Source organism: Granulosicoccus sp. 3-233 (genome assembly GCF_052681095.1).
The window spans coordinates 65,078-84,155 of the sequence record NZ_JBQYLE010000007.1; the positions used below are offsets into that span (position 1 = coordinate 65,078).

General features: G+C 58.2%; 18 protein-coding genes. 9 read left to right on the forward strand and 9 right to left on the reverse strand.

From position 1 onward, the window contains the following. Nucleotides 1-13: 13 nt before the first annotated feature. On the reverse strand, nt 14-337 hold the full coding sequence (locus ACUNV4_RS18220) for a YrhK family protein (protein WP_430880025.1): 324 nt from the start codon (nt 335-337) through the stop codon (nt 14-16). 174 nt (nt 338-511) lie between these two features. Between ACUNV4_RS18220 and ACUNV4_RS18225 the strand changes: the two genes are divergently transcribed. The 3 genes from ACUNV4_RS18225 to ACUNV4_RS18235 all read left to right on the forward strand — a co-directional run bounded on the left by ACUNV4_RS18225 (nt 512) and on the right by ACUNV4_RS18235 (nt 2,124). Next, nucleotides 512-919, forward strand: coding sequence for a universal stress protein (locus ACUNV4_RS18225; protein WP_430880026.1), 408 nt, complete (start codon nt 512-514; stop codon nt 917-919). 93 nt (nt 920-1,012) lie between these two features. Further along, the gene (locus tag ACUNV4_RS18230; RefSeq protein WP_430880027.1) at nt 1,013-1,666 is read left to right on the forward strand and encodes a DUF421 domain-containing protein; all 654 of its coding nucleotides are present in this window, start codon (nt 1,013-1,015) and stop codon (nt 1,664-1,666) included. A gap of 32 nt (nt 1,667-1,698) precedes the next feature. Continuing rightward, a complete protein-coding gene (locus tag ACUNV4_RS18235; protein ID WP_430880028.1) occupies nt 1,699-2,124 on the forward strand; it encodes an MgtC/SapB family protein in 426 nt (141 codons plus the stop codon). 313 nt (nt 2,125-2,437) lie between these two features. Here ACUNV4_RS18235 and ACUNV4_RS18240 read toward each other — a convergent pair whose 3' ends face one another. The 5 genes from ACUNV4_RS18240 to ACUNV4_RS18260 form a co-directional block, all read right to left on the reverse strand. Next, nucleotides 2,438-3,424 carry a DNA topoisomerase IB gene (locus ACUNV4_RS18240; protein WP_430880029.1) on the reverse strand — a complete coding sequence of 329 codons (987 nt, stop codon included), beginning with the start codon at nt 3,422-3,424 and terminating at the stop codon, nt 2,438-2,440. A 47-nt stretch (nt 3,425-3,471) separates the two neighbouring features. Then, entirely contained in the window at nt 3,472-4,014 is a 543-nt protein-coding gene (locus ACUNV4_RS18245) for a metallophosphoesterase family protein (RefSeq protein WP_430880030.1), read from the reverse strand. Between the two features lie 146 nt (nt 4,015-4,160). Next, nucleotides 4,161-4,970, reverse strand: coding sequence for a sulfotransferase family protein (locus ACUNV4_RS18250; protein ID WP_430880031.1), 810 nt, complete (start codon nt 4,968-4,970; stop codon nt 4,161-4,163). Nucleotides 4,971-5,150: 180 nt separating this feature from the next. After that, complete coding sequence (locus ACUNV4_RS18255) at nt 5,151-5,633, reverse strand: hypothetical protein (RefSeq protein WP_430880032.1); 483 nt, start codon at nt 5,631-5,633, stop codon at nt 5,151-5,153. A 186-nt stretch (nt 5,634-5,819) separates the two neighbouring features. After that, a complete protein-coding gene (locus ACUNV4_RS18260) occupies nt 5,820-6,764 on the reverse strand; it encodes an L-lactate dehydrogenase (RefSeq protein ID WP_430880033.1) in 945 nt (314 codons plus the stop codon). A gap of 107 nt (nt 6,765-6,871) precedes the next feature. Between ACUNV4_RS18260 and ACUNV4_RS18265 the strand changes: the two genes are divergently transcribed. Further along, complete coding sequence (locus ACUNV4_RS18265) at nt 6,872-7,096, forward strand: hypothetical protein (RefSeq protein WP_430880034.1); 225 nt, start codon at nt 6,872-6,874, stop codon at nt 7,094-7,096. Between the two features lie 40 nt (nt 7,097-7,136). Continuing rightward, entirely contained in the window at nt 7,137-8,135 is a 999-nt protein-coding gene (locus tag ACUNV4_RS18270; RefSeq protein WP_430880035.1) for an extracellular catalytic domain type 1 short-chain-length polyhydroxyalkanoate depolymerase, read from the forward strand. A gap of 28 nt (nt 8,136-8,163) precedes the next feature. On the opposite strand, the gene ACUNV4_RS18275 is transcribed toward ACUNV4_RS18270, so the two are convergent. Then, entirely contained in the window at nt 8,164-9,312 is a 1,149-nt protein-coding gene (locus ACUNV4_RS18275) for a YHYH protein (RefSeq protein ID WP_430880036.1), read from the reverse strand. A 212-nt stretch (nt 9,313-9,524) separates the two neighbouring features. Between ACUNV4_RS18275 and ACUNV4_RS18280 the strand changes: the two genes are divergently transcribed. Together ACUNV4_RS18280 and ACUNV4_RS18285 are read left to right on the forward strand one after the other, a co-directional pair. After that, a complete protein-coding gene (locus ACUNV4_RS18280; RefSeq protein WP_430880037.1) occupies nt 9,525-11,108 on the forward strand; it encodes an SLC13 family permease in 1,584 nt (527 codons plus the stop codon). Between the two features lie 331 nt (nt 11,109-11,439). Continuing rightward, a complete protein-coding gene (locus ACUNV4_RS18285) occupies nt 11,440-12,819 on the forward strand; it encodes a hypothetical protein (RefSeq protein ID WP_430880038.1) in 1,380 nt (459 codons plus the stop codon). 211 nt (nt 12,820-13,030) lie between these two features. Here ACUNV4_RS18285 and ACUNV4_RS18290 read toward each other — a convergent pair whose 3' ends face one another. Both ACUNV4_RS18290 and ACUNV4_RS18295 read right to left on the reverse strand, forming a co-directional pair. Continuing rightward, the gene (locus ACUNV4_RS18290) at nt 13,031-13,705 is read right to left on the reverse strand and encodes a GntR family transcriptional regulator (RefSeq protein ID WP_430880039.1); all 675 of its coding nucleotides are present in this window, start codon (nt 13,703-13,705) and stop codon (nt 13,031-13,033) included. A gap of 45 nt (nt 13,706-13,750) precedes the next feature. Further along, entirely contained in the window at nt 13,751-16,723 is a 2,973-nt protein-coding gene (locus ACUNV4_RS18295; RefSeq protein WP_430880040.1) for an FAD-binding and (Fe-S)-binding domain-containing protein, read from the reverse strand. Between the two features lie 74 nt (nt 16,724-16,797). Here ACUNV4_RS18295 and ACUNV4_RS18300 point away from each other — a divergent pair, with 74 nt between their 5' ends. Both ACUNV4_RS18300 and ACUNV4_RS18305 read left to right on the forward strand, forming a co-directional pair. Next, complete coding sequence (locus ACUNV4_RS18300; protein WP_430880041.1) at nt 16,798-17,964, forward strand: pyridoxal-phosphate-dependent aminotransferase family protein; 1,167 nt, start codon at nt 16,798-16,800, stop codon at nt 17,962-17,964. 82 nt (nt 17,965-18,046) lie between these two features. Beyond that, nucleotides 18,047-19,027 carry a TRAP transporter substrate-binding protein gene (locus ACUNV4_RS18305; RefSeq protein ID WP_430880042.1) on the forward strand — a complete coding sequence of 327 codons (981 nt, stop codon included), beginning with the start codon at nt 18,047-18,049 and terminating at the stop codon, nt 19,025-19,027. Nucleotides 19,028-19,078: the final 51 nt, after the last annotated feature.

Sequence of the window (19,078 nt, forward strand, 5' to 3'; positions counted from 1 at the left end):
AGCCGCTATCGATTCAGGTGCGCTTGTCAGTGCCTGAACGAGCAGTCGTCCCCCACGCGACGGACGGCGGGTTTGCGGCATCTTCCAGATCTCCGATACGCAGATACGCGATTTCGCGAAACAGCTTTATCGTGGGCCGCATGCCGAAGAGAATGGAACCGATCAGAAACAGCCAGGTTCCGATCTCGGTCGTGCTCTGGCTGAAGAAGAGAATACTGCCAATCACGAACAGCAGTGCCGCCAGAAAATCCACGGTGGTATACGCCACCTCGGTGTAGGCATATATCCTCTTGTGTCGATCGCTGCGTTGATGATTGTCGGGATCAAACAAGGTCATGGTTTCTTTCCTGATCAGTGCAATGAAGATGGGAAAACATCCGGGAAGAAGGACATCTCAGGCCGACACCCAAGGCACGGAACCGACACTGCCGAATTCCGGTTCCCATTGACATACGTCAATCTGTTCAGGTGCTCTGGCGCTATTCTGTATGAACGAATACGGAGACATGTCATGTACAAGAATATCCTGATTCCCGTTGCACTTGATCATGAACACGATATTGGCAACGCCATCGATATCGCGCGGCGCCTGCAAGACAAGGACGGCAAGCTGACCGCCTTGCACGTCATCGAAGGCATACCGCAATTCGCAGCCGTTTACCTGCCTGAGGACTACAGGGAAAAGCAACATTCCGCAGCCCTGGCACTCATGAAAACAGAGCTGGGTGCCGCTGCCGATGTCTTCACGGATGTGGTGACCGGACACGCGGGCAGAAGCATTCACGAATACGCAGAGAAGCATGCTGCCGACTGCATCATCGTGGCCTCACACCGTCCTGGTTTCAAGGACCATTTTCTGGGCTCCACGGCCGCCTGGGTGGTTCGTCATTCCAGTTGTGCGGTTCACGTTCTCAAGTGAGAACACGTCACTCCTGACAGGCTTTACTGGTCGGCACCTGCAGCATGCGCGTAAGAATTGCAGCCGGCAAGAAGGGCAACATGGCACGGAGTATTGTCCCCCGATGAAAGAATCATCGAGAAACAAGCCCTTGCCATTGCTGTCCATGATGCAGATGATGCCCAGACATTGTCGCGTCAGCTCGGATGGCCATCGGTAATGGAATGGTTGACGACAAGCTGGAGCGACTTCTGGCACATCAGCCTCAGTGCTGCCGGCATTCTGGTGGCTGTCGTTCTGTTGATCCGAGCGAACGGATTGCGCAGCCTGTCCAAGATGTCGAGCTTCGACTTTGCCGTAACAGTGGCGGTCGGCAGCGTTGCCGCAACCACCCTTCTCTCGGATTCGGCATCATTGCTTGATGGTGCCATCGGCATAGCGGCTCTGCTCTTCAGTCAGCGCCTGATTTCCCATGCTCGCGTACATTTCAATGCCTCGGTGCTGGTGGACAATCAACCCGTTGTCTTGATGGTGGGCGACACCATGTTGACTGACGCCATGAGACGCACCCGTGTGACAGCTGACGACATTCGCGGAAAGCTGCGTGAAGCCAATGTAATAGAGTTGTCCGAGGTCCATGCGGTGGTGCTGGAGTCGACCGGCGATATTTCTGTTCTGCATGGCAGTCAGGACAAGCCGCTGGATGGACGCCTGCTGGAAGGCGTCATGAACAAGGAGCATGTCAGTGTTCGTGCGCCGAGCGACTGACTGATTCCACCAGTGCGAATGCCTGATTGAACATGGACGAAATTCACCCGACACTGATGATGATACTGCAACTGGTAGCGAGTGTTGTGCTCGTATTGCCAGTGGCCTGGGATAGAGAGCACGAAGGACCCAGCATGGGCTTGCGCACCTTCTCGCTCGTGTCTCTGGGCTCTTGCGCCTATGTTCTCATCGGACTTTCGCTGGTGAGCACCGAGGAGCATGAGGTGATGATTCGTCTCCTGCAAGGCCTGATGTCAGGTATCGGCTTTGTCGGTGGCGGCGCAATCATCAAGGACAGTGACCACGTGCGTGGCACCGCGTCGGCAGCATCGATCTGGGTCACCGGTGCTCTGGGCGCGGCGACTGGATTCCAGTTGTGGGGACTGGCCGTGGCACTCTCGATTGCAAACTTTGGCGTGATTGTGGTGATGACTCGAGTGAAGAGGGCAGTGAAGTAACACGGACTGTCTGCTCGACATTGTCGACCCAGGTCTCACGACTGTGAGTCATGTTAACTATTCTGACAAAACCGGCGCATTTCGTAGTATGTTCGGGTTCCCATCAGCGGAAACCGGAGGTGATCATGTCTAGAGTAATTACTCGGATGACAGTCGAGACAGTTGGTAACAGCAACTCCGATGGCAGCCCGGAAGAGTAGCGGTTACTGATTGGATTGAAGCCTAACCGGCTGACATCCGATGAACTCGAAGGGCCGCCCATGAGTGGGGGGTCCTTTTCCAGCGCCTGGCCATAGGCCAGATCTTCTCCAATTCAGCTCTTCTGCTTCAGTAGTCGCAAGAGCCGGCTCTCGGATCGGGACATCCCGCTCAAGGCGCGTCCGGACACCTTGATCGAACAGCAGGACCGGGCAGTTTCCAGCAACAGCGGGTGAATGTAGTACTGGCGTGACACCGTAACCGTATTCCCCAGAATATCGGCCACACGCTTGACCATGGCCGTTTCGCGCTGCTTGCCTTCAGCCTTCTCGACGGGGTTGTCAACAAGAAACTGGCAGGCTTCTGCGCTCGCGCCCCAGGTCCGGAAGTGCTTCGCCGTGAATGCTTCCCCGCAATGTTCCCGCAGGTAATCGTTGACATCGCTCGAGTCGACATCACAGCGTTCACCCTCTTCATCCAGGTACTGAAACAGTCGTTGACCGGGTAATTCCTGGCAGTAGGCAATACTTCGAGCCAGAGCCTCATCCTCCAGCACCAGATGATGTCGAATACCGGATTTGCCCTTGAAATTCAGTATCACCTGTTCATCGGAAACCGTCGCTGCGCCTGGCGTCAGCGTGGTCGCGCCGCGCGATCCGTTACTACGCACATACTGCTCGTTGCCCACCCGCACCAATGTCTTGTCGATGAGTCGCACAGTGGTTGCAATGACACGTTTCCGGGAGTATCTCGGCGCTTTCATGTCCTGCTCAAGCTGTTTGCGCAGTGCCGGCAGACACTTTCCGAACGACAGCAGATCATCGAATTTTCTGGCGCTGCGAATTCGTGACCATTCCGGATGGTAGAGGTACTGCTTCCGACCCGCTTCATCAAGACCGGTGCCAAGAACATGCGCGTTCTGAATCGGGGATATCCAGACCTCTTCCCAGGCCGGTGGAATGACCAGAGAGCGACAGTAATCGATCAGGGACTGGCGCTTCAGAGGCTTGCCGCTGAGACCGAGATAGGAGAACCCTCTGCCACGTCGAACACGGGTATAGCCCGGTTCATCGAGCCTGGCATAGACGAGTCCGTCTGCCATTGACGTTGACGTTGACGTTGACGTTGACGTTGCCAATGGTCCTTGCCTCAAACAGCCAGATGCAGAATCTCTGCATCCACGCCGGCGTCGCTGATGCACAGCACGGCACACGTCACCGGCAGGGAAAACCTGCGAGGACCTGCACTGCCCGGGTTCAGATACAGTACATCGGCCTTTCTTTCCATCGCCGGCTTGTGCGAGTGGCCATACACCACCACCTGAAACCCGGCAGCCGCCGGATCGATCTTCAGTTCGTCGAGAATGTGCAGGACATAGACATGATGCCCGGCGATGGGCAAAACGGCATCGTGGGGATACAGGGAGCGAATCTCGCCCTTGTCGATATTGCCATGCACCGCCGTTACCGGTGCAATCGCCGACAGAGCCTCGATGATGTCGCCCTTGCCGATATCACCGGCATGGATGATATGCTCAACACCTTGAAGTGCGTCCAGGGCTTCCGGTCGCAGAAGACCGTGCGTATCGGAAATGACGCCGACCCTGATCACCACTGCCGCCCCGTGCAGCAATACCGGGGCGGCACACAGTCTGTGGGCGGTAAGTGACAAACGCTCATTGGCTGATGACATCGCAGTGAATCGATGGATTCACGATACCAGCAAACCGGGCAGCGTCGTTATCCCTGAAAAACCGGGTATGCGCAGCGGCAGGTCAACCGGGCACCTGCCGTATTACCGGGCAAGCGAGTGCGGCGGTAGCCGGCTCTCGAGTCCTGTCAGGCAGCCCTGCGATCGGCCTCCTGCCGACCCTTGCCGATGGCCTGATGAAAGGCAGCGATATCGGCGTGCTCCTCGATGAATGCCATTGCTGCCTCATCCAGTTTGCGTTCCTTGGTCTTGATCTTGTTGCGGTACTTGACTCGGGCCGCGCTGAAATACTCCTGCATGACTGAATCGGCAGATACATCGAGAAATCGGCACAACTCATCCAGAGCGGCGTAGTCGGTGGGCTCGCCATCGAAGAAATCGCGGTAGCTCACCATATGAAAATCGTCTGGATACTTCTGCTGCAGGTCCAGGAAATAGCTGAGGCAGGCATTCCAGGGTTTCACGGCCACCGTTGCCGTACGTGTGGAAGGCCAATTGTCACTTTCGTCTTCCGCTCGCGCTTGCCAGGAGCAGGCCGTTTCGAAGATGTCTCGAATGATGAATATGCATTTGGTGTTCGGGAACTTCTGATGAATTTCCCTGGCAACACGAAAACCACCCGGCATCTTGTCACCGATATACTTCAGGTTCGCATAACGGCTCTGCAGGTCCGCGTAATAGCGCTTCATGCCGGCATTGCGTTCGGGCGTTCTATTGGTGTGCCCGTCCGAAAAGTCGAAGAACTTCTCCTCTTCGAACAGTTCGGGATTGAACTGATCGAAATGCTTGTGGTTCATGATGTACTTGAACCGCTCCGAACCAAGACCAATGCTGCGATGAGCATTGACGACATGCGCCAACGCGGTGGTTCCCGAGCGGGGAGGCCCGAAAAGAAACAAGTGCTGTTCGGGTTTTCTGGGCATATCGGCACTTGTCATAGGATGATCTTGGTGGGTAGCGGGCAACGGCACTGTTATTCCAGAACCATGCCAAACGCTTCCACCGGCTGACTACATCGGCAGTCGGTACAGGATCAACTGACAGCAACGAGGGGCAAACCCCCTCGCTGCTCTGGCAGCGCTCGACACTTCAACAAGCCGCCAGTTCGGTCAGTGACCTCAGAGGCTTGACGCCCAGTCGTTCACCTCGCTTTCAGCCGTCGCGCGATCAAGACCATACTTGTCCTGCACCAGAGTCACCAGGGCCTCTCGATCACCATTGACGCTCATCAACTCTTCCTCGGACAGATCTGCCCAACGATCCTTGATGCTGGCAATGGAATCCTGCCAGTTGTTCTGCAAGTCGTTCCAGCCTGAGCTGGCAGCGTCAGTGACCGTATCGGTCGCTGAATCAATGGCCGCTGCAGAAGAATCGGCTGCCTGTTCCAGAACGGAACCTGCCTCAGCGGCTGTCTCCTCGACGGCTTCCGTTGCATCAGCCGTAGAGGCTTCAACAACGTCTGACGCCTCTGTGGCAGATTCCTGCAGAGACACACTGGCCTCCGTGTCGGTAACCTCGGGCTCGGAAGTTGCGCCACCACAGCCGGCCAGGACCAGGCTGATGGCGCTTGCCAGAATGAGATTTTTCTTGATGACAGTCATTGCTCGTACCCTCGTATTGCGTCATGCAGAGTAGGCAGATCGGTATGATCCGCCCTTCCGTGGAAGGTTAGCGATATGTGAGATGGTTCACCCTTACAAGTTGGGAACGGTTACAACTGACAGACCCATGGCACGCATGGCGACTAGCGTTCAGTGACATGACATTCAGGTCAGGATTGACTGGGCTCATGTCGAGTATGTCTCTCCCAATGCGTCCGTGGTCTGCTTGATCAACTGCGCGGAAGCCGACAAGGCTTCAAGCTCGGCCCGCGTCATTCCCGGCATGAGCGTATCTTCCACGCCTCCTGCACCGATGATGCGTGGCAAGGACAGACAGACATTCCTGACACCCGCCACCTCCGTTGTCATGCAGGAGACCGTCAGCACCTCGTGCTGGTCCAGTGCGATGACACGAACGATCCGCGCCAGGCCGGCAGCGACGCCGAACCAGGTTGCGCCCTTGCCGGCAATGATACGTTGCGCCGCCTGCCGGACATTCTCGTCGACCTCTGACCGCAGCGTGTCCGTCAATGGGCAACCACGCTGCCGAGCAAAGCTGTCCAACGGCATCGCACCACACTCGGCCGATGACCAGACCAGAACCTCGCTGTCACCGTGCTCACCCAGTACATGTGCATGCACCGATTGCGGCGAGACGCCAAGGTGTCTGCCCAGATTCTTGCGAAAGCGCGCAGTATCCAGGATCGTACCTGTGCCAATGACCCTGGCTGGATCGATGCCTGACAGCTTCGTGCTTACCGCCGTCATGATGTCAACCGGGTTCGTTGCCACCAGCAGAATGGCATCGGGCGCAAACGCCAGCACTTCGGCGATGACATCGGCGAATATACCGGCGTTTCGACCCAACAGTTCCAGACGTGACTCCCCGGGACGCTGAGCCACACCCGCCGCGACCACCACGATGGCAGCTCCATTCAGATCGGCATAATCGCCATCCTGAACCGAAACAGCCCCGATGAAGGGTACCGCGTCAGCGATATCGGCGGCCTGCGCTCTGGCCAGCTCCGAGTCGTGATCGATCAATACCAGTGAAGACACCACACCCGAGGCGGCGATTGCATAGGCCGCTGTACTGCCGACCATACCGGTTCCCACCACGCCGACTTTCATGATCGACTCCAATTGAGACGAGATGGCTCGATTCGTGGTTTCCGCGTCGAGCAATCTGCTGACTCAAGGGTTACATCCTGTGGCAGCAAGGCTGCATACCCCGCTGGATGGACAAACAGTTCTTTCTTCAACATCGTTTTCTGCGTCTGCCGCTGGACTACCATGTCGCCTTCGCCTTTTTTGCCAGTACTGCTGATCCTGCCCTGCACTGGCTGCCGGATGATTGTCAACCAACGTACAGGAAAACCACTGACCAGTTTCAGGAGATCATCACGATGATGTTTCACAACGGTACGTTCGCAGTTGTACAGGCATTGCCCGGGGTTTGCTGATGCATACCTGCTACACGTCACGCAACGGTGAATTCCGTCAATGAGCCGTCGACGAGCCAAGGCAGATCCCGGCGCTGCCACGCTGCGCCTGATGAGGACGATGACGCAACTGTCCATGAAGGCCGGAACACAGGCGATCAAGCAGGCGAACAAGACCGCGGCGGCGAAATCGAAACCCCCGCCAGGTGCGGGAACCTGGATCAAGGGTCATGCCATCGGCGCCGGCGGCATGCGGCGTTACCATCTCTTTCGTCCCCATGGCGTCTCCATCGGCGAGCGATTGCCACTGCTGGTGATGTTGCACGGTTGCAGCCAGAACGCGCGCAATTTCGCCAGCAGTACACGCATGAATGCCGTTGCCGCGCGTGCGCGGGCACTCGTGCTTTATCCGGAACAGGATCTGCGCTTCAATCCACAAGGCTGCTGGAACTGGTACGACACCAAGAGCGGCCAGGCGAATGCCGAGGCATCGACGCTGATGGCCGCGATCAATCAGGTCTGCCTGTTCTATCCGGTTGATCGCAAGGCGGTGGCCGTTGCCGGATTTTCAGCAGGCGCCAGCATGGCGGCCCTGCTCGCCTCCCGACACCCTGATCGCTTTCAAGCGGTTGCCATGCACTCCGGTGTACCACCCGGCAGTGCACACTCGGCGGCCTCCGCCGTGGTGGCCATGGGTGGCCTGCCCCGTTCCTCCACCAGTGGTGGTCCGCAACAATGGCCACCGCTTCTGGTGATACATGGCAGGAAGGATCGAGTAGTCAACGTCAAGAACGCCCACAACGCAGCCAGCTTGTGGGCAAGTACTCTCGGTGCCAGAGAAGGCAAGCCTCGTACCGTGCAACGTGGCAAACGCTACGCCAGCACCATCACTGATTTTCGCGTTGGCAGGAAGGTCGTCGTCAGCCTGAACGAGATCAGCGAACTGGGCCACTGCTGGAGTGGTGGCGATGACAAGCAGCGATTCAGTGATGCCGCCGGCCCCGATACCTCACGAATGATCTGGCAATTCTTCAAACGCCAGCTGCCGTCGGTGAGCTGAGCACCGCGGCGACAATCGGCACGGCGACTCAGGGGCGCCCCATCGCTTCCTGCAATGCGTCGACGGTAACACCCAGTGTGCCGGCTGCCTGGTCGAAGTCCGGAGGTGGTGCACCCAGAGCACGCATGAGCTCGTCTTCACTGACACCCAGTCTCTGTGCAGCCGCTGCGAAATCCGGCCGACCATCACCGCCACCACCCGGCCGCCTGGATACGGACGCATCGCACTCCACGCCAGGTTCTTCGGACACGCAACCGTATTCGGCCTTGAGGCAACTCAGGATGGCATTCGAACCCTGCTCACCCGCGTGATAATGATAAGAGAGCTCATCCGTTTCATGCCCACCACACTGATCCAGATCTGCAGGCAATGATCCATCGTTCAACAAGCGCGCATGAATCAGGTAGCCATCCATCGCAACACCCACCACACTGCCGTGCTCTGTCTTGCTGGCCGTGTCATCCAGACAATCGGTGGCCGCGTGATAATGGTACCCGACATGCAGATTGACATGTCCGCCACAGTCATCGAACGGGGCCAGTGTGTAATTGCCCAGAATGTCGGCAACCGGTGCTGGCGCATCCAGACGAATACCATTGAATGCAAGCCCTGACCCGACATCGCGGGTATCCAGTGGTTGCTCAACAGCGACCGGTTCCAGAGGAATGGTGTAGGTGACAGTGGCGTCTTCATCCAGGTAGGCCATCTGGCACTCCACACACTGCTGCCGGAATTCAGGGTCCACCTCGGGCTGGGCAGCGCCGGCGCATTTCTCCAGCGTATCCGTGACGAAGACTGCGCCAGTGTCTTCATCGAACAGCTGCCAGTCGTTATCGGAGTAGAAGTTGGCCATGTCTTCGATGAACGCACCGGAGACATCGTGTACCTCGCCGTTTTCCAGCCAGATACCACCGTTCTCGGCAGAATCGGCAATGGTATCTGGACACCAGGGACCCGGCGTATAGGTGGCAGGGCTCGGTGTGACCGTTATTCGGAAGCAGCTGGTTCGACTACCACCGGACAAGGTGCATTCGACCAGCTCGGGACCGGCAACCACGTTGGCCTGCCTGAAATACTCAGTCAGTTCCTCGAATTGAGCGGCATTGACGGAAGCCGTCACTACAGCGGCACCCAGGCAGCACCCCATCAGGCAGAATACTTCGCTTCTCGTCTTCATCGATGTTCCCATTGCACTGTCTGCGTATCACTATAGGCTGACTGCGGTAGCGAAGACCCATCGTATTGCGGAAGTATCAAGGATATTCGACGGGTTGCCGGCATGACTTGATAACAATCGATTCAGGCTATCTGTCTTCTCATCATCCAGGACTTACTCTTGCGCAGCCATTTGCCCTACCATTCCGCTTTTCCAATGCAGAGCAATACACCATGGCAGGTAATCACGGTAACCAAGGGAATTCCGGGCCACAAGACGATGATCTGGATACACATCTGCGCTCCGCAGGGATGATCTGGGGTCTGCGAATCGGCGGCCTTCTCGCCGCGTTTTTCGTCTGGCTCATGCTCGGCAGTTCCGAAGCCCTGCCCTCTGATGCTCGCTGGGTTGCATCGATTGCCACCCTCATGGCCATCTGGTGGATGACCGAAGCAATTCCGCTGTCGGCAACCTCCCTGCTGCCTATCGTCCTGATTCCCATGTTGACAGATCGCAGCGTCAATGAAACGACGGCCCCTTATGCCAGCTCCATTGTCTTTCTCTTTCTCGGCGGCTTTCTGATAGCCATCGCCATGGAGAAATGGAATCTGCACCGACGAGTCGCGCTGCTTACCTTGCGCAAAGTCGGCATCGAACCCACGCGCATCGTATTGGGATTGATGCTCGCAACGGGTTTTCTGTCCATGTGGGTATCCAATACCGCTACCACGCTGATGATGTTGCCGATCGGCCTGTCAGTCCTGGCCCTGGTCTCCGAGCGTGCCGGAAACAGCGAAGCCGGACAGCCCCAGCACGCCCCCGGGCATGTCGCGGTTGTACACGATGACAATATCAGGCGTTTCGGTATCTGCCTGGTTTTGGCCATCGCCTGGTCGGCCTCCATGGGTGGGCTGGGTACTCTGCTCGGTAGTCCGCCGAATGCCATCGTGGCGGGCTATGCCGCTGATGAGCTTGGCCGCGATATCGGCTTCCTCGAATGGATGATGCTGGGCATGCCGCTGGCTCTGGTCTTCATACTCATCGGCTGGGTATTGATGACGCGAGTGCTCTACCCCTTCAAGCTGACCGAGATACCCGGTGGCCGCCAGATGATCGATGATGAAATCGACAAGCTCGGTTCTGTCAGCCAAGGTGAAAAGATGGTGATGTGCGTGTTCGGTTCAGCGGCATTCCTCTGGGTGGTGCCCGGCCTTCTGGTCAGCATCCCCGGTGTCAATCTTGGCTGGTTTGGCCAGATGAACGACACGGCCATCGCGATCTTCGCCGGTATCGCCATGTTCATTCTGCCAGGCCGGGGGCGCCGCGAAATGGTACTCAACTGGAAGGACGCCGAGGAAGGCCTGCCCTGGGGTGTTCTGCTGCTGTTCGGTGGTGGTCTCAGCCTGGCCAGTGCCGTGGCGGCCAGCGGACTGGACAGCTGGATCGGCTCTCAGGTCACGGGGCTCGGCGTATTACCGGCCGTCCTGCTGATTGCCTCCGTCGTCGGCATCATTCTCTTCCTGACAGAGGTGACCAGCAACACGGCCACGGCGGCGACCTTCATTCCCGTGCTGGGTGGTGTGGCTGTAGGCATCGGCGCAGACCCGATGAGTCTGCTCATTCCGGCCGCATTCGCAGCCACCTGTGCCTTCATGCTGCCGGTTGGAACACCACCCAATGCCATCGTGTTCGGCACGGGGGCAGTCACCATCGCCCAGATGGCTCGGGGCGGCCTGGTTCTCAACCTTGTCGGAATCGCTCTGATTACCGGCTTCTGCTATTTCCTGGGCGGCATTGCACTGGGCTTGCAGTATTGACAAGAACTCCCAGGGCATTACACGAGCCAGGACACTCGATTGCCCGATTGCCCGATTGCGCGATTGCGCGAATGGATCAATGAGCACTTGCGCAATCGGGCAGACAGCCAGATACGCGAACGGGAAACCTGACACGGATCTCACCTGGCTCCGGGCCAATGTCATTATCCTGGAGCTTGTGATAGCTTGAACTCAAATCGAGGAAAATGTCTACGGTTACAGATGAAGCCGACCAATGGATTGGTGGGTCTGTTCAGTGAAGCTGCCGAACGGCCAGGTGCAACCGGACGACAAACCAACGCTGCCACAGGATCAACGAGAGCCCAAGCCGATGCTGCAAACTGTCACCCGGTTCTTTCTGCAAGCCATGCTGACACTGTCGATCATGACCGGCAGCGCACAGATATCTGCCGCCGAGATGGACGCCAGGCTCAATATGGCAAACCGGCTCATCGCGGAGATCGATAGCGGTCTTTCGACCCTGCAAGACGGTGATGTGAGCCGTTACAACGCGCTCAGCAAGAAACTGACCCGGGCAGCTGAATTGCTCAAGGGCACGAGCTCCAGAGAGCATCCTGACTACGGCCCAGCCACGCAGAAATGGAATGAGCTGCGGCAACAGATGATCGCCACCGCGAAACAGTGGCAGGAAGCACAGCAACAGACACAGACACAGACACAGACACAGACACAGACACAGCCAACCACGCAGACTCAGACACAGGCTTCGAACGACGCAGCCCCAGACAGTCGAACCACCAACGGGGATGAGATCCTGGCGCGTTACCGGAGTGACGCTTTGCCGTCATTGCCTGCAGGGGCGACCAACGAACAGCTGATCGCCTGGGCGGCGACATTGCAGCAACTGCGTGGCGAACAGCTGCAGGCTGACCTTGCAACGCTGGATTCGGGATCCATCGACCCGCAGAACGCCGATCGAATCAGACGCTGGATCACCGGCAGTTTTCAACTGCAGATCAATGAACGGATAAGCCGTCAGATCGCCGTACGCGAAAGCAGTGTTCGGGATGCTCATATGCTGGCAGACAGTATTCTGGCCATTGCAGACGATGACAAGATGCGAATCTACAATTTCGCGCATGGCGAGAATGGTGACAACAACCAGAACCGGTTGGCCACGGGACTCAGCGCCAGTCAGCAGATGCTGCTTCTCGGCGACCATTTTCCGGACCTGATCGATATGGAGCTCACCAACTCGACGCCTAGCATCGAAGCGGCTGCATCACGCTTCCGCGACATGCGCGAGCAGGCTGAGCAGACGGCGCTCGAACTGGCCGCCCTGCCGAAGAAGGAACGGCAGAGGAGACCTGAATTCCTGCAGAGCATCGAACAGGAGCTCTACTACCGGGGCAGCTATATCGGTTCGATTTCTCGCAAGGGCACCGTCGTTGTCGACGGCACCGATATCGGATCGATCACGGCAGATGGCCGAGTCTGGGTGCGAGGCAACGACGCCGGATCCATCGAGGCCAACGGCGAAGTCTGGCTGCGGGGCAATCAACTGGGCAGCCTTGAGGATACGGGCGAAGTCTGGCGCAATGGCACCCGGGTGGGATTCGTCGAGATTGCCGAAGACGGCGACTTCTGGATCGACGGCAACCAGAATGGCCGCGTTGAGCCCTACTCCGGAGAATGGAAGCGTGCCGCCATCGTTTTCTATTTTCGAGACATGTTCAACGATCCGAACTGATCGACGCAACCGCGTCTGTCCATCAGACCACTCTCTGATCGACAGGAACTGGCAAACGGCAAACGGCAATCGGTAATCGGTAATCGGTAGTCGGTAGTCGGTAATCGGCATCATCGCACTGGATGCCCCCATCGGTCTGCCAGCAATCGCCCCAGTTCCTTTGTCGATTAGCGAACAGTTCTGCCAGCCAGGCAGGACGGGGAATCGACGTTCAGACCTGGTCTTCTATCCATTGCCTGACTGCAGCAAACTTGTTCTCGAGGTGCTTTTTCAGGATAGCTGCCAGACCTTCACCATCGCGTTCTTCCAGCGCCTGGATGATCCGCTCATGTTCATCCACGGCCTGTTGCCAGCGTTCGGCGCTCATGTTGGCCAGATACCTTGCCTGCCGCACTCGGACAGCCAGCGAGCTGTACAGATTGATCAGCGTGCGGTTACCGGCCGCCTCCATGATCAGTTCATGAATACGCTGGTTATGCTTGAAATAGCCGGGCATGTCCGATGCGTGATAACGACCCAGCATCTGCTCGTGCTCGTTCTTCAGCTCCCTGATCTGGGCATCACTGATATGAGCACACGCCAGTTCGCCAGCCAGAGCCTCGAATGCCCCCATCAGAGGGAACACTTCTTCCAGTTCCTCTACCGTGATGGCGCGAACTCGCGCACCCCGATTGGGTTCCAGAGTCAGCAGACCATCGGATGCCAGCACCTTGAGGGCTTCGCGCATGGGTGTTCGAGAGACGCCCAGTTTTTCGCAAAGCTCGCGTTCCGGAACCTTTTCGCCGGCCGTCAAGACACCCTCGACAATCATGCTTCGCAAGCGGTCGGTCAATTCCTCGTGCAGCGAACGCCGGCTGATGGAACCGACCTGATCCAGTGCACTCATGACAAACTCCTGACCAAGGTCCGCCCATTGTATCCCGAAAGCCGTTCAGACAGAGCCACCGGGACTCTCCGCAGGCCGCAAGGCCATGGCCAATACCTGCACAACGTGAATGGCGTCACGGCTTGCTCCCTCCGCGATCTGATGCCTGCACGACGTGCCATCCGCCACGACAAGCGTCTCCGTATCGGCCTGACGAACTGCCGGCAACAGACTCAGCTCCGCCATTTTCATGGACACATCGCAGGTATCCCGCCCGTAGCCGAAAGCGCCTGCCATCCCGCAGCAGCTGGAATCGATCACACTGACGGCCATCCCCGGGATCAGAGCCAGAGTCTTCTGCACGGCGCTGAACGCTCCCAGAGCCTTCTGGTGACAATGACCATGCACCAGCACCTGACTCACCGGGGCTGACAGGCTCCATTCCAGTGTACCGGCCTCATGATCCCTGATGATCAGCTCTTCCAGCAGCAGCGCATTCTCTGCCAGGCGGTCGGTATCCGCACCCGGCAACAGCGCCTTGTACTCATCACGCAGAGTCAGCAGGCAGCTGGGTTCCAGACCGACCACCGGTAGGCCTCTGTCAATCCAGGGCAACAGCGCGGCTACCATGCGTCCGGCCTCAAGCCTGGCCTGCTCGATCATACCGGTAGCCAGATAGGTCCTGCCACAGCACAGCTTGCGCTGACCAGGTGCCTGCGCCAGATGAACCCGGTAGCCGGCCGCCTGCAGAACCACTCTGGCGGCTCGCAGATTGTCAGGTTCGAACCAGGTGTTGAAGGTATCCGCCAGCAACACCACTTCCTTGCTGCCATCGCCCACCGTATCGGTCTCGACGAACGGTCGAGCCGCCCAGACCGGTAACCGGCGGCGCGCTGAAAACCCGGACAGTGACTCTGTCATGGCGGCAACTCCCGGCAATGTGTTGCGCAGATTCAGCAGTGTGCGAAAACGCGATGCAACGGCGGCATAACGTGGCAGATGAGCGACCAGCTTCTGGTGCAGGGTGTAACCATGTACTCTGGCTCGGGCAGCCATGACCTCCATCTTCATCTTCGCCATATCCACGCCGGTCGGACATTCACGCTGGCAGGCCTTGCAGGAGACGCACAGTTTCATCGTCTCCTGCATGGCATCGGAGCTCATGGCATCCTCGCCCAGTTGCCCGGACATGGCCAGACGCAGCGTGTTGGCCCGCCCCCGCGTCACATGCTGCTCATCACGCGTCACCCGATAGGAAGGGCACATCACCCCGCCCTGCATCTTGCGGCAGGCACCATTGTTGTTGCACATCTCGATCGCGCCCTGCAATCCACCGCTGGCACCTGGCCAGGCAGACCAGTCCAGCTGCTGCCTGATCTCGATCATGCGATAGCCGGGACGATAGCGAAACAGTTCCCGGTCATTCATGCGTGGTGCATTGACGATCTTGCCGGGGTTGAACAGATTGTGCGGATCGAAGCGATGCTTGATCTCGGCAAAGGCCTTGACCATCTGTTCACCGAACATCTTCGTGTGAAATTCGGAACGCGATATGCCGTCGCCATGCTCTCCCGAATGTGAGCCCTTGTATTTCAATACCAGGTCGAAAGCCTCCTCGGCAATCTCGCGCATCGTGTTGGCATCCTTCTCCAGCTTCATGTTGAGCACGGGCCGAACATGCAGACAGCCGACTGAGGCATGCGCATACCAGGTACCGGGCGTGCCATGCCTGTTGAAGACCTCGGTCAGTTCTGCCGTGTAATCCGCCAGATCCGGCAGATCCACGGCACAGTCCTCGACAAAGGACACCGGCTTGCCCTCTTCCTTCATCGACATCATGATGTTGAGCCCCGCCTTTCTGACCTCCCCGATACGAGCCTGCAGGGCAGGATCCACCGCCTCGACCACCCCGCCCCAGTTCTTGCCCTTGCCCTTCCAGGTAAAGCCCAGGTCCGCCATGCGCTCATGCAACAGCTTGAGATGCTGCAGGTTCTCGGCCTCGCTATCGAAGGCGAACTCGACTATCAGCAAGGCAGCCGGGTCGCCGCGCACGAACTCCGCCACGGAGTTGCGGTACAGCTCGATGTCACGCGCGAGCGCCACCATTGTATTGTCAACCAGTTCGATGGCGTGTGGCCCGAGCTCCACCAGATGCTGGGTGGCATCCATGGCCTCATGAAAACCGGGAAAATGACAGATACCCAGAACCCGTTGTTGCGGCAAGGGCCACAGCTTGAGTTCGATGGCCGTCGAATAGGCCAGCGTTCCTTCCGAACCGACCAGCAGGTCCGCCAGCCGGTAATGACTTCTGGCCTGCTGCTCCCCATCATCAACAGATTCGTATGGCATCAGAGCATCGATGTTGTAGCCTCCGACACGCCGCAATACCGTAGGGAAGCGTTTCTGGATATTGCCGGACTCGCGTGCACCCAGACTCAGCAGCCCCTCGATGAAGGTGCGCCTGCCTCCCGTCACGCCTTCCAGTGAGGCAGGCACTTCGTCGAAACGAAGCGGTTCGCCCGAGGGCAGAATGGCGTCCATGGCGTGCACATTGTGTCGCATCGTGCCGTAGTGAATGGAACGCTGACCACAGGAATTGTTGGCGGCCATGCCACCGATCGTGGCGCGTGAGGCCGTTGACACATCCACCGGAAACCAGAGCCCGTGTGGTTTCAGCAATCGGTTGAGTTCATCGAGCACGATACCGGGCTGCACCACGCAACGCTGCCGCTCGACATCCAGTTCCAACAATGCATTCAGGTGCGGTGAATTATCGAGTACAAGGCCGTGGTTGACGGTCTGGCCACACTGCGAGGTCCCACCGCCGCGCGGGGTCACGGGCAGCTCAAACTCGCGCGCCAGCGCCAGTGCCGTGCGCACATCCTCGACATCCCGTGGAATGGCCACCGCCGCAGGCATCATCTGATAGATGGAGGCATCAGTGGCATAACGCCCCCGGGTGAAGACATCACCGTGCACGGCACCAGCCATTTCGGCCTTCAGCCGCCGCAGAAATTCCGGATGAGCAGAAGAATTCATTGCATTGCGCTTGGAAATAAATTAATAATGAATGCAAAATTCAAATTAAGCAACTGCTTGTGGAGCCCTACCGTATGCGTCAAGCTGGCCGTCACTTCCTCCAGATCCCCGGCCCCAGCGCCGTTCCGGACCGCATCCTGCAGGCCATTGCCATGCCGGTCATCGATCACCGGGGACCGGGCTTTGCCGATCTGGGCAACCGGGTTCTGAGTGGTATCAAGACCATCTTCAAGACCGAGCAGCCGGTGGTCATCTATCCGGCGTCCGGCACCGGAGCCTGGGAGGCTGCGCTGGTCAACACACTCAGCCCCGGAGACAAGGTGTTGATGGTGGAGACCGGTCACTTTGCCTATCTGTGGCAGCAACTTGCCCTGAAACTCGGCCTGCAACCGCAACTGATCGAGACCGATTGGCGGCGTGCTGCCGACCCGGCGCTGATCGAAGAAGCCCTGCGCGAAGACTCCGATCACGACATCAAGGCCGTGTGCGTCGTCCATAACGAGACCTCGACGGGCTGCACCTCGCAGATCTCGAAAATCCGTGCCGCCATCGATGCTGCCGGACATTCTGCACTGTTGATGGTGGATACGATCTCCGGTCTGGGTTCAGCCGACTTCCGCTTTGATGAGTGGGGTGTCGATGTCGCAGTATCAGGCTCTCAAAAGGGCCTGATGCTGCCGCCGGGCCTGTCATTCAATGCCGTCAGCGAAAAGGCCCTGGCGGCGAATGCCGGGGCGGGCCTGCCCAATGCCTATTGGCAGTGGCGCGACATGATCGAGGCCAACCAACGGGGCTACTTCCCCTATACCCCGGCAACCAATCTGCTGTTCGGGCTCGCCGAAGCCATTGACATGCTGCATGAGGAAGGCCTCGACAACATCTTTGCCAGGCACAAGCGACACGCAGCCGCTACCCGGGCAGCCGTGCAAGCCTGGGGACTGGAAGTGCAATGCACCGTCGAGGAGGAATACTCTCCCGTGCTGACGGCCGTCCGTGTACCCGATGGCACCGATGCCGATGCATTGCGCTCGGTCATTCTCGAACACTGCAACACCTCGCTGGGCAATGGCCTGTCCAAGGTTCAGGGCAAGGTCTTTCGCATTGGCCATCTGGGTGACTTCAATGACGTCATGCTGCTGGGCACCTTGGCCGGCATCGAAATGGGCCTGCACCTGGCGCAGGCCCCTCATCAGGGCGGCGGTACACAGGCCGCGCTCGATTATCTGAAATCAAACAGCTAGACCCTGCACAAGGCGGCGACAGTTCGCCAGCAGGTCGGCTTTTCGTCGCACTCGCGACTGAATCATCGAGGAGTAAGTCACCATGAAAAGAAAGGTAACCGCCGTATTGCTCGGTGCTGCCCTGACCCTGGCAGCAGGGCAGGCAAGCGCCGAGAAGCTGATCCTGAAATTCGGCCATGTCGGTAATCCCGGCTCGCTATTCGAGGCCTCTGTCGACGAATTCGTCAAGAACGCCAATGCCAGGCTGGGTGATCGTGCCGAGGTTCAGGCATTCGGCTCCTCACAGCTTGGCAAGGACAAGGAGCTTCTGCAGAAGCTCAAACTGGGGCAGATCATGTTCGCCCTGCCCTCCTCCATCATGTCATCGGTGGCCGATGAATTCGGTGTGTTCGAAATGCCCTATATCGTGCAGTCGCGTGAACACATGAAAGCCATACAGGCTGACATGGGAGATAGTGTCTTCGGTGCTGCGGCTGAGGAGAAGGGTTACAGGATTCTGGGCTACTTCGAAAACGGCTTTCGCCACATCACCAACAATACAAGGCCGATTGTGGTGCCGGAAGATCTCAAGGGGATCAAGCTGCGCACACCCAACGGGGAATGGCGCGTGAAGATGTTTCAGCTGTACGGCGCCAATCCCACGCCCATGGCCTTGTCCGAAGTCTTTACCGCCCTGAAGACCGGCGTCATCGACGGGCAGGAGAACCCCTACGCGCAGATCTGGTCATCCAAGTTCCAGGAAGTACAGACCTATCTGTCCATCACCGGTCATGTGTATACCCCGGCCTATGTACTCACCTCGGCCAAGGGCTTTGCCAAGCTGCCGGAAGACATCCAGAGCGATCTGCTTGCCGCGGCACAGGAGTCACAGGATGCGGTATACGCCATGGCAGCGCAGCTGGAAACGGATCTGCTGCAGAACCTGAAAGATGCCAACGTGGAAGTCAACGAAGCCGACACGCAGGCCTTCATCGATTCATCCGGACCGATCTACGAGGAATTCGCCAATTCGGTTGACGGAGGTGCCGAGCTGATCAGTGCGGTACAGGCCCTGGCCAGATAGTCCTGACACAAGCTGAGTCCGATATGGACGCAGAGCACACAACGTAGCCGT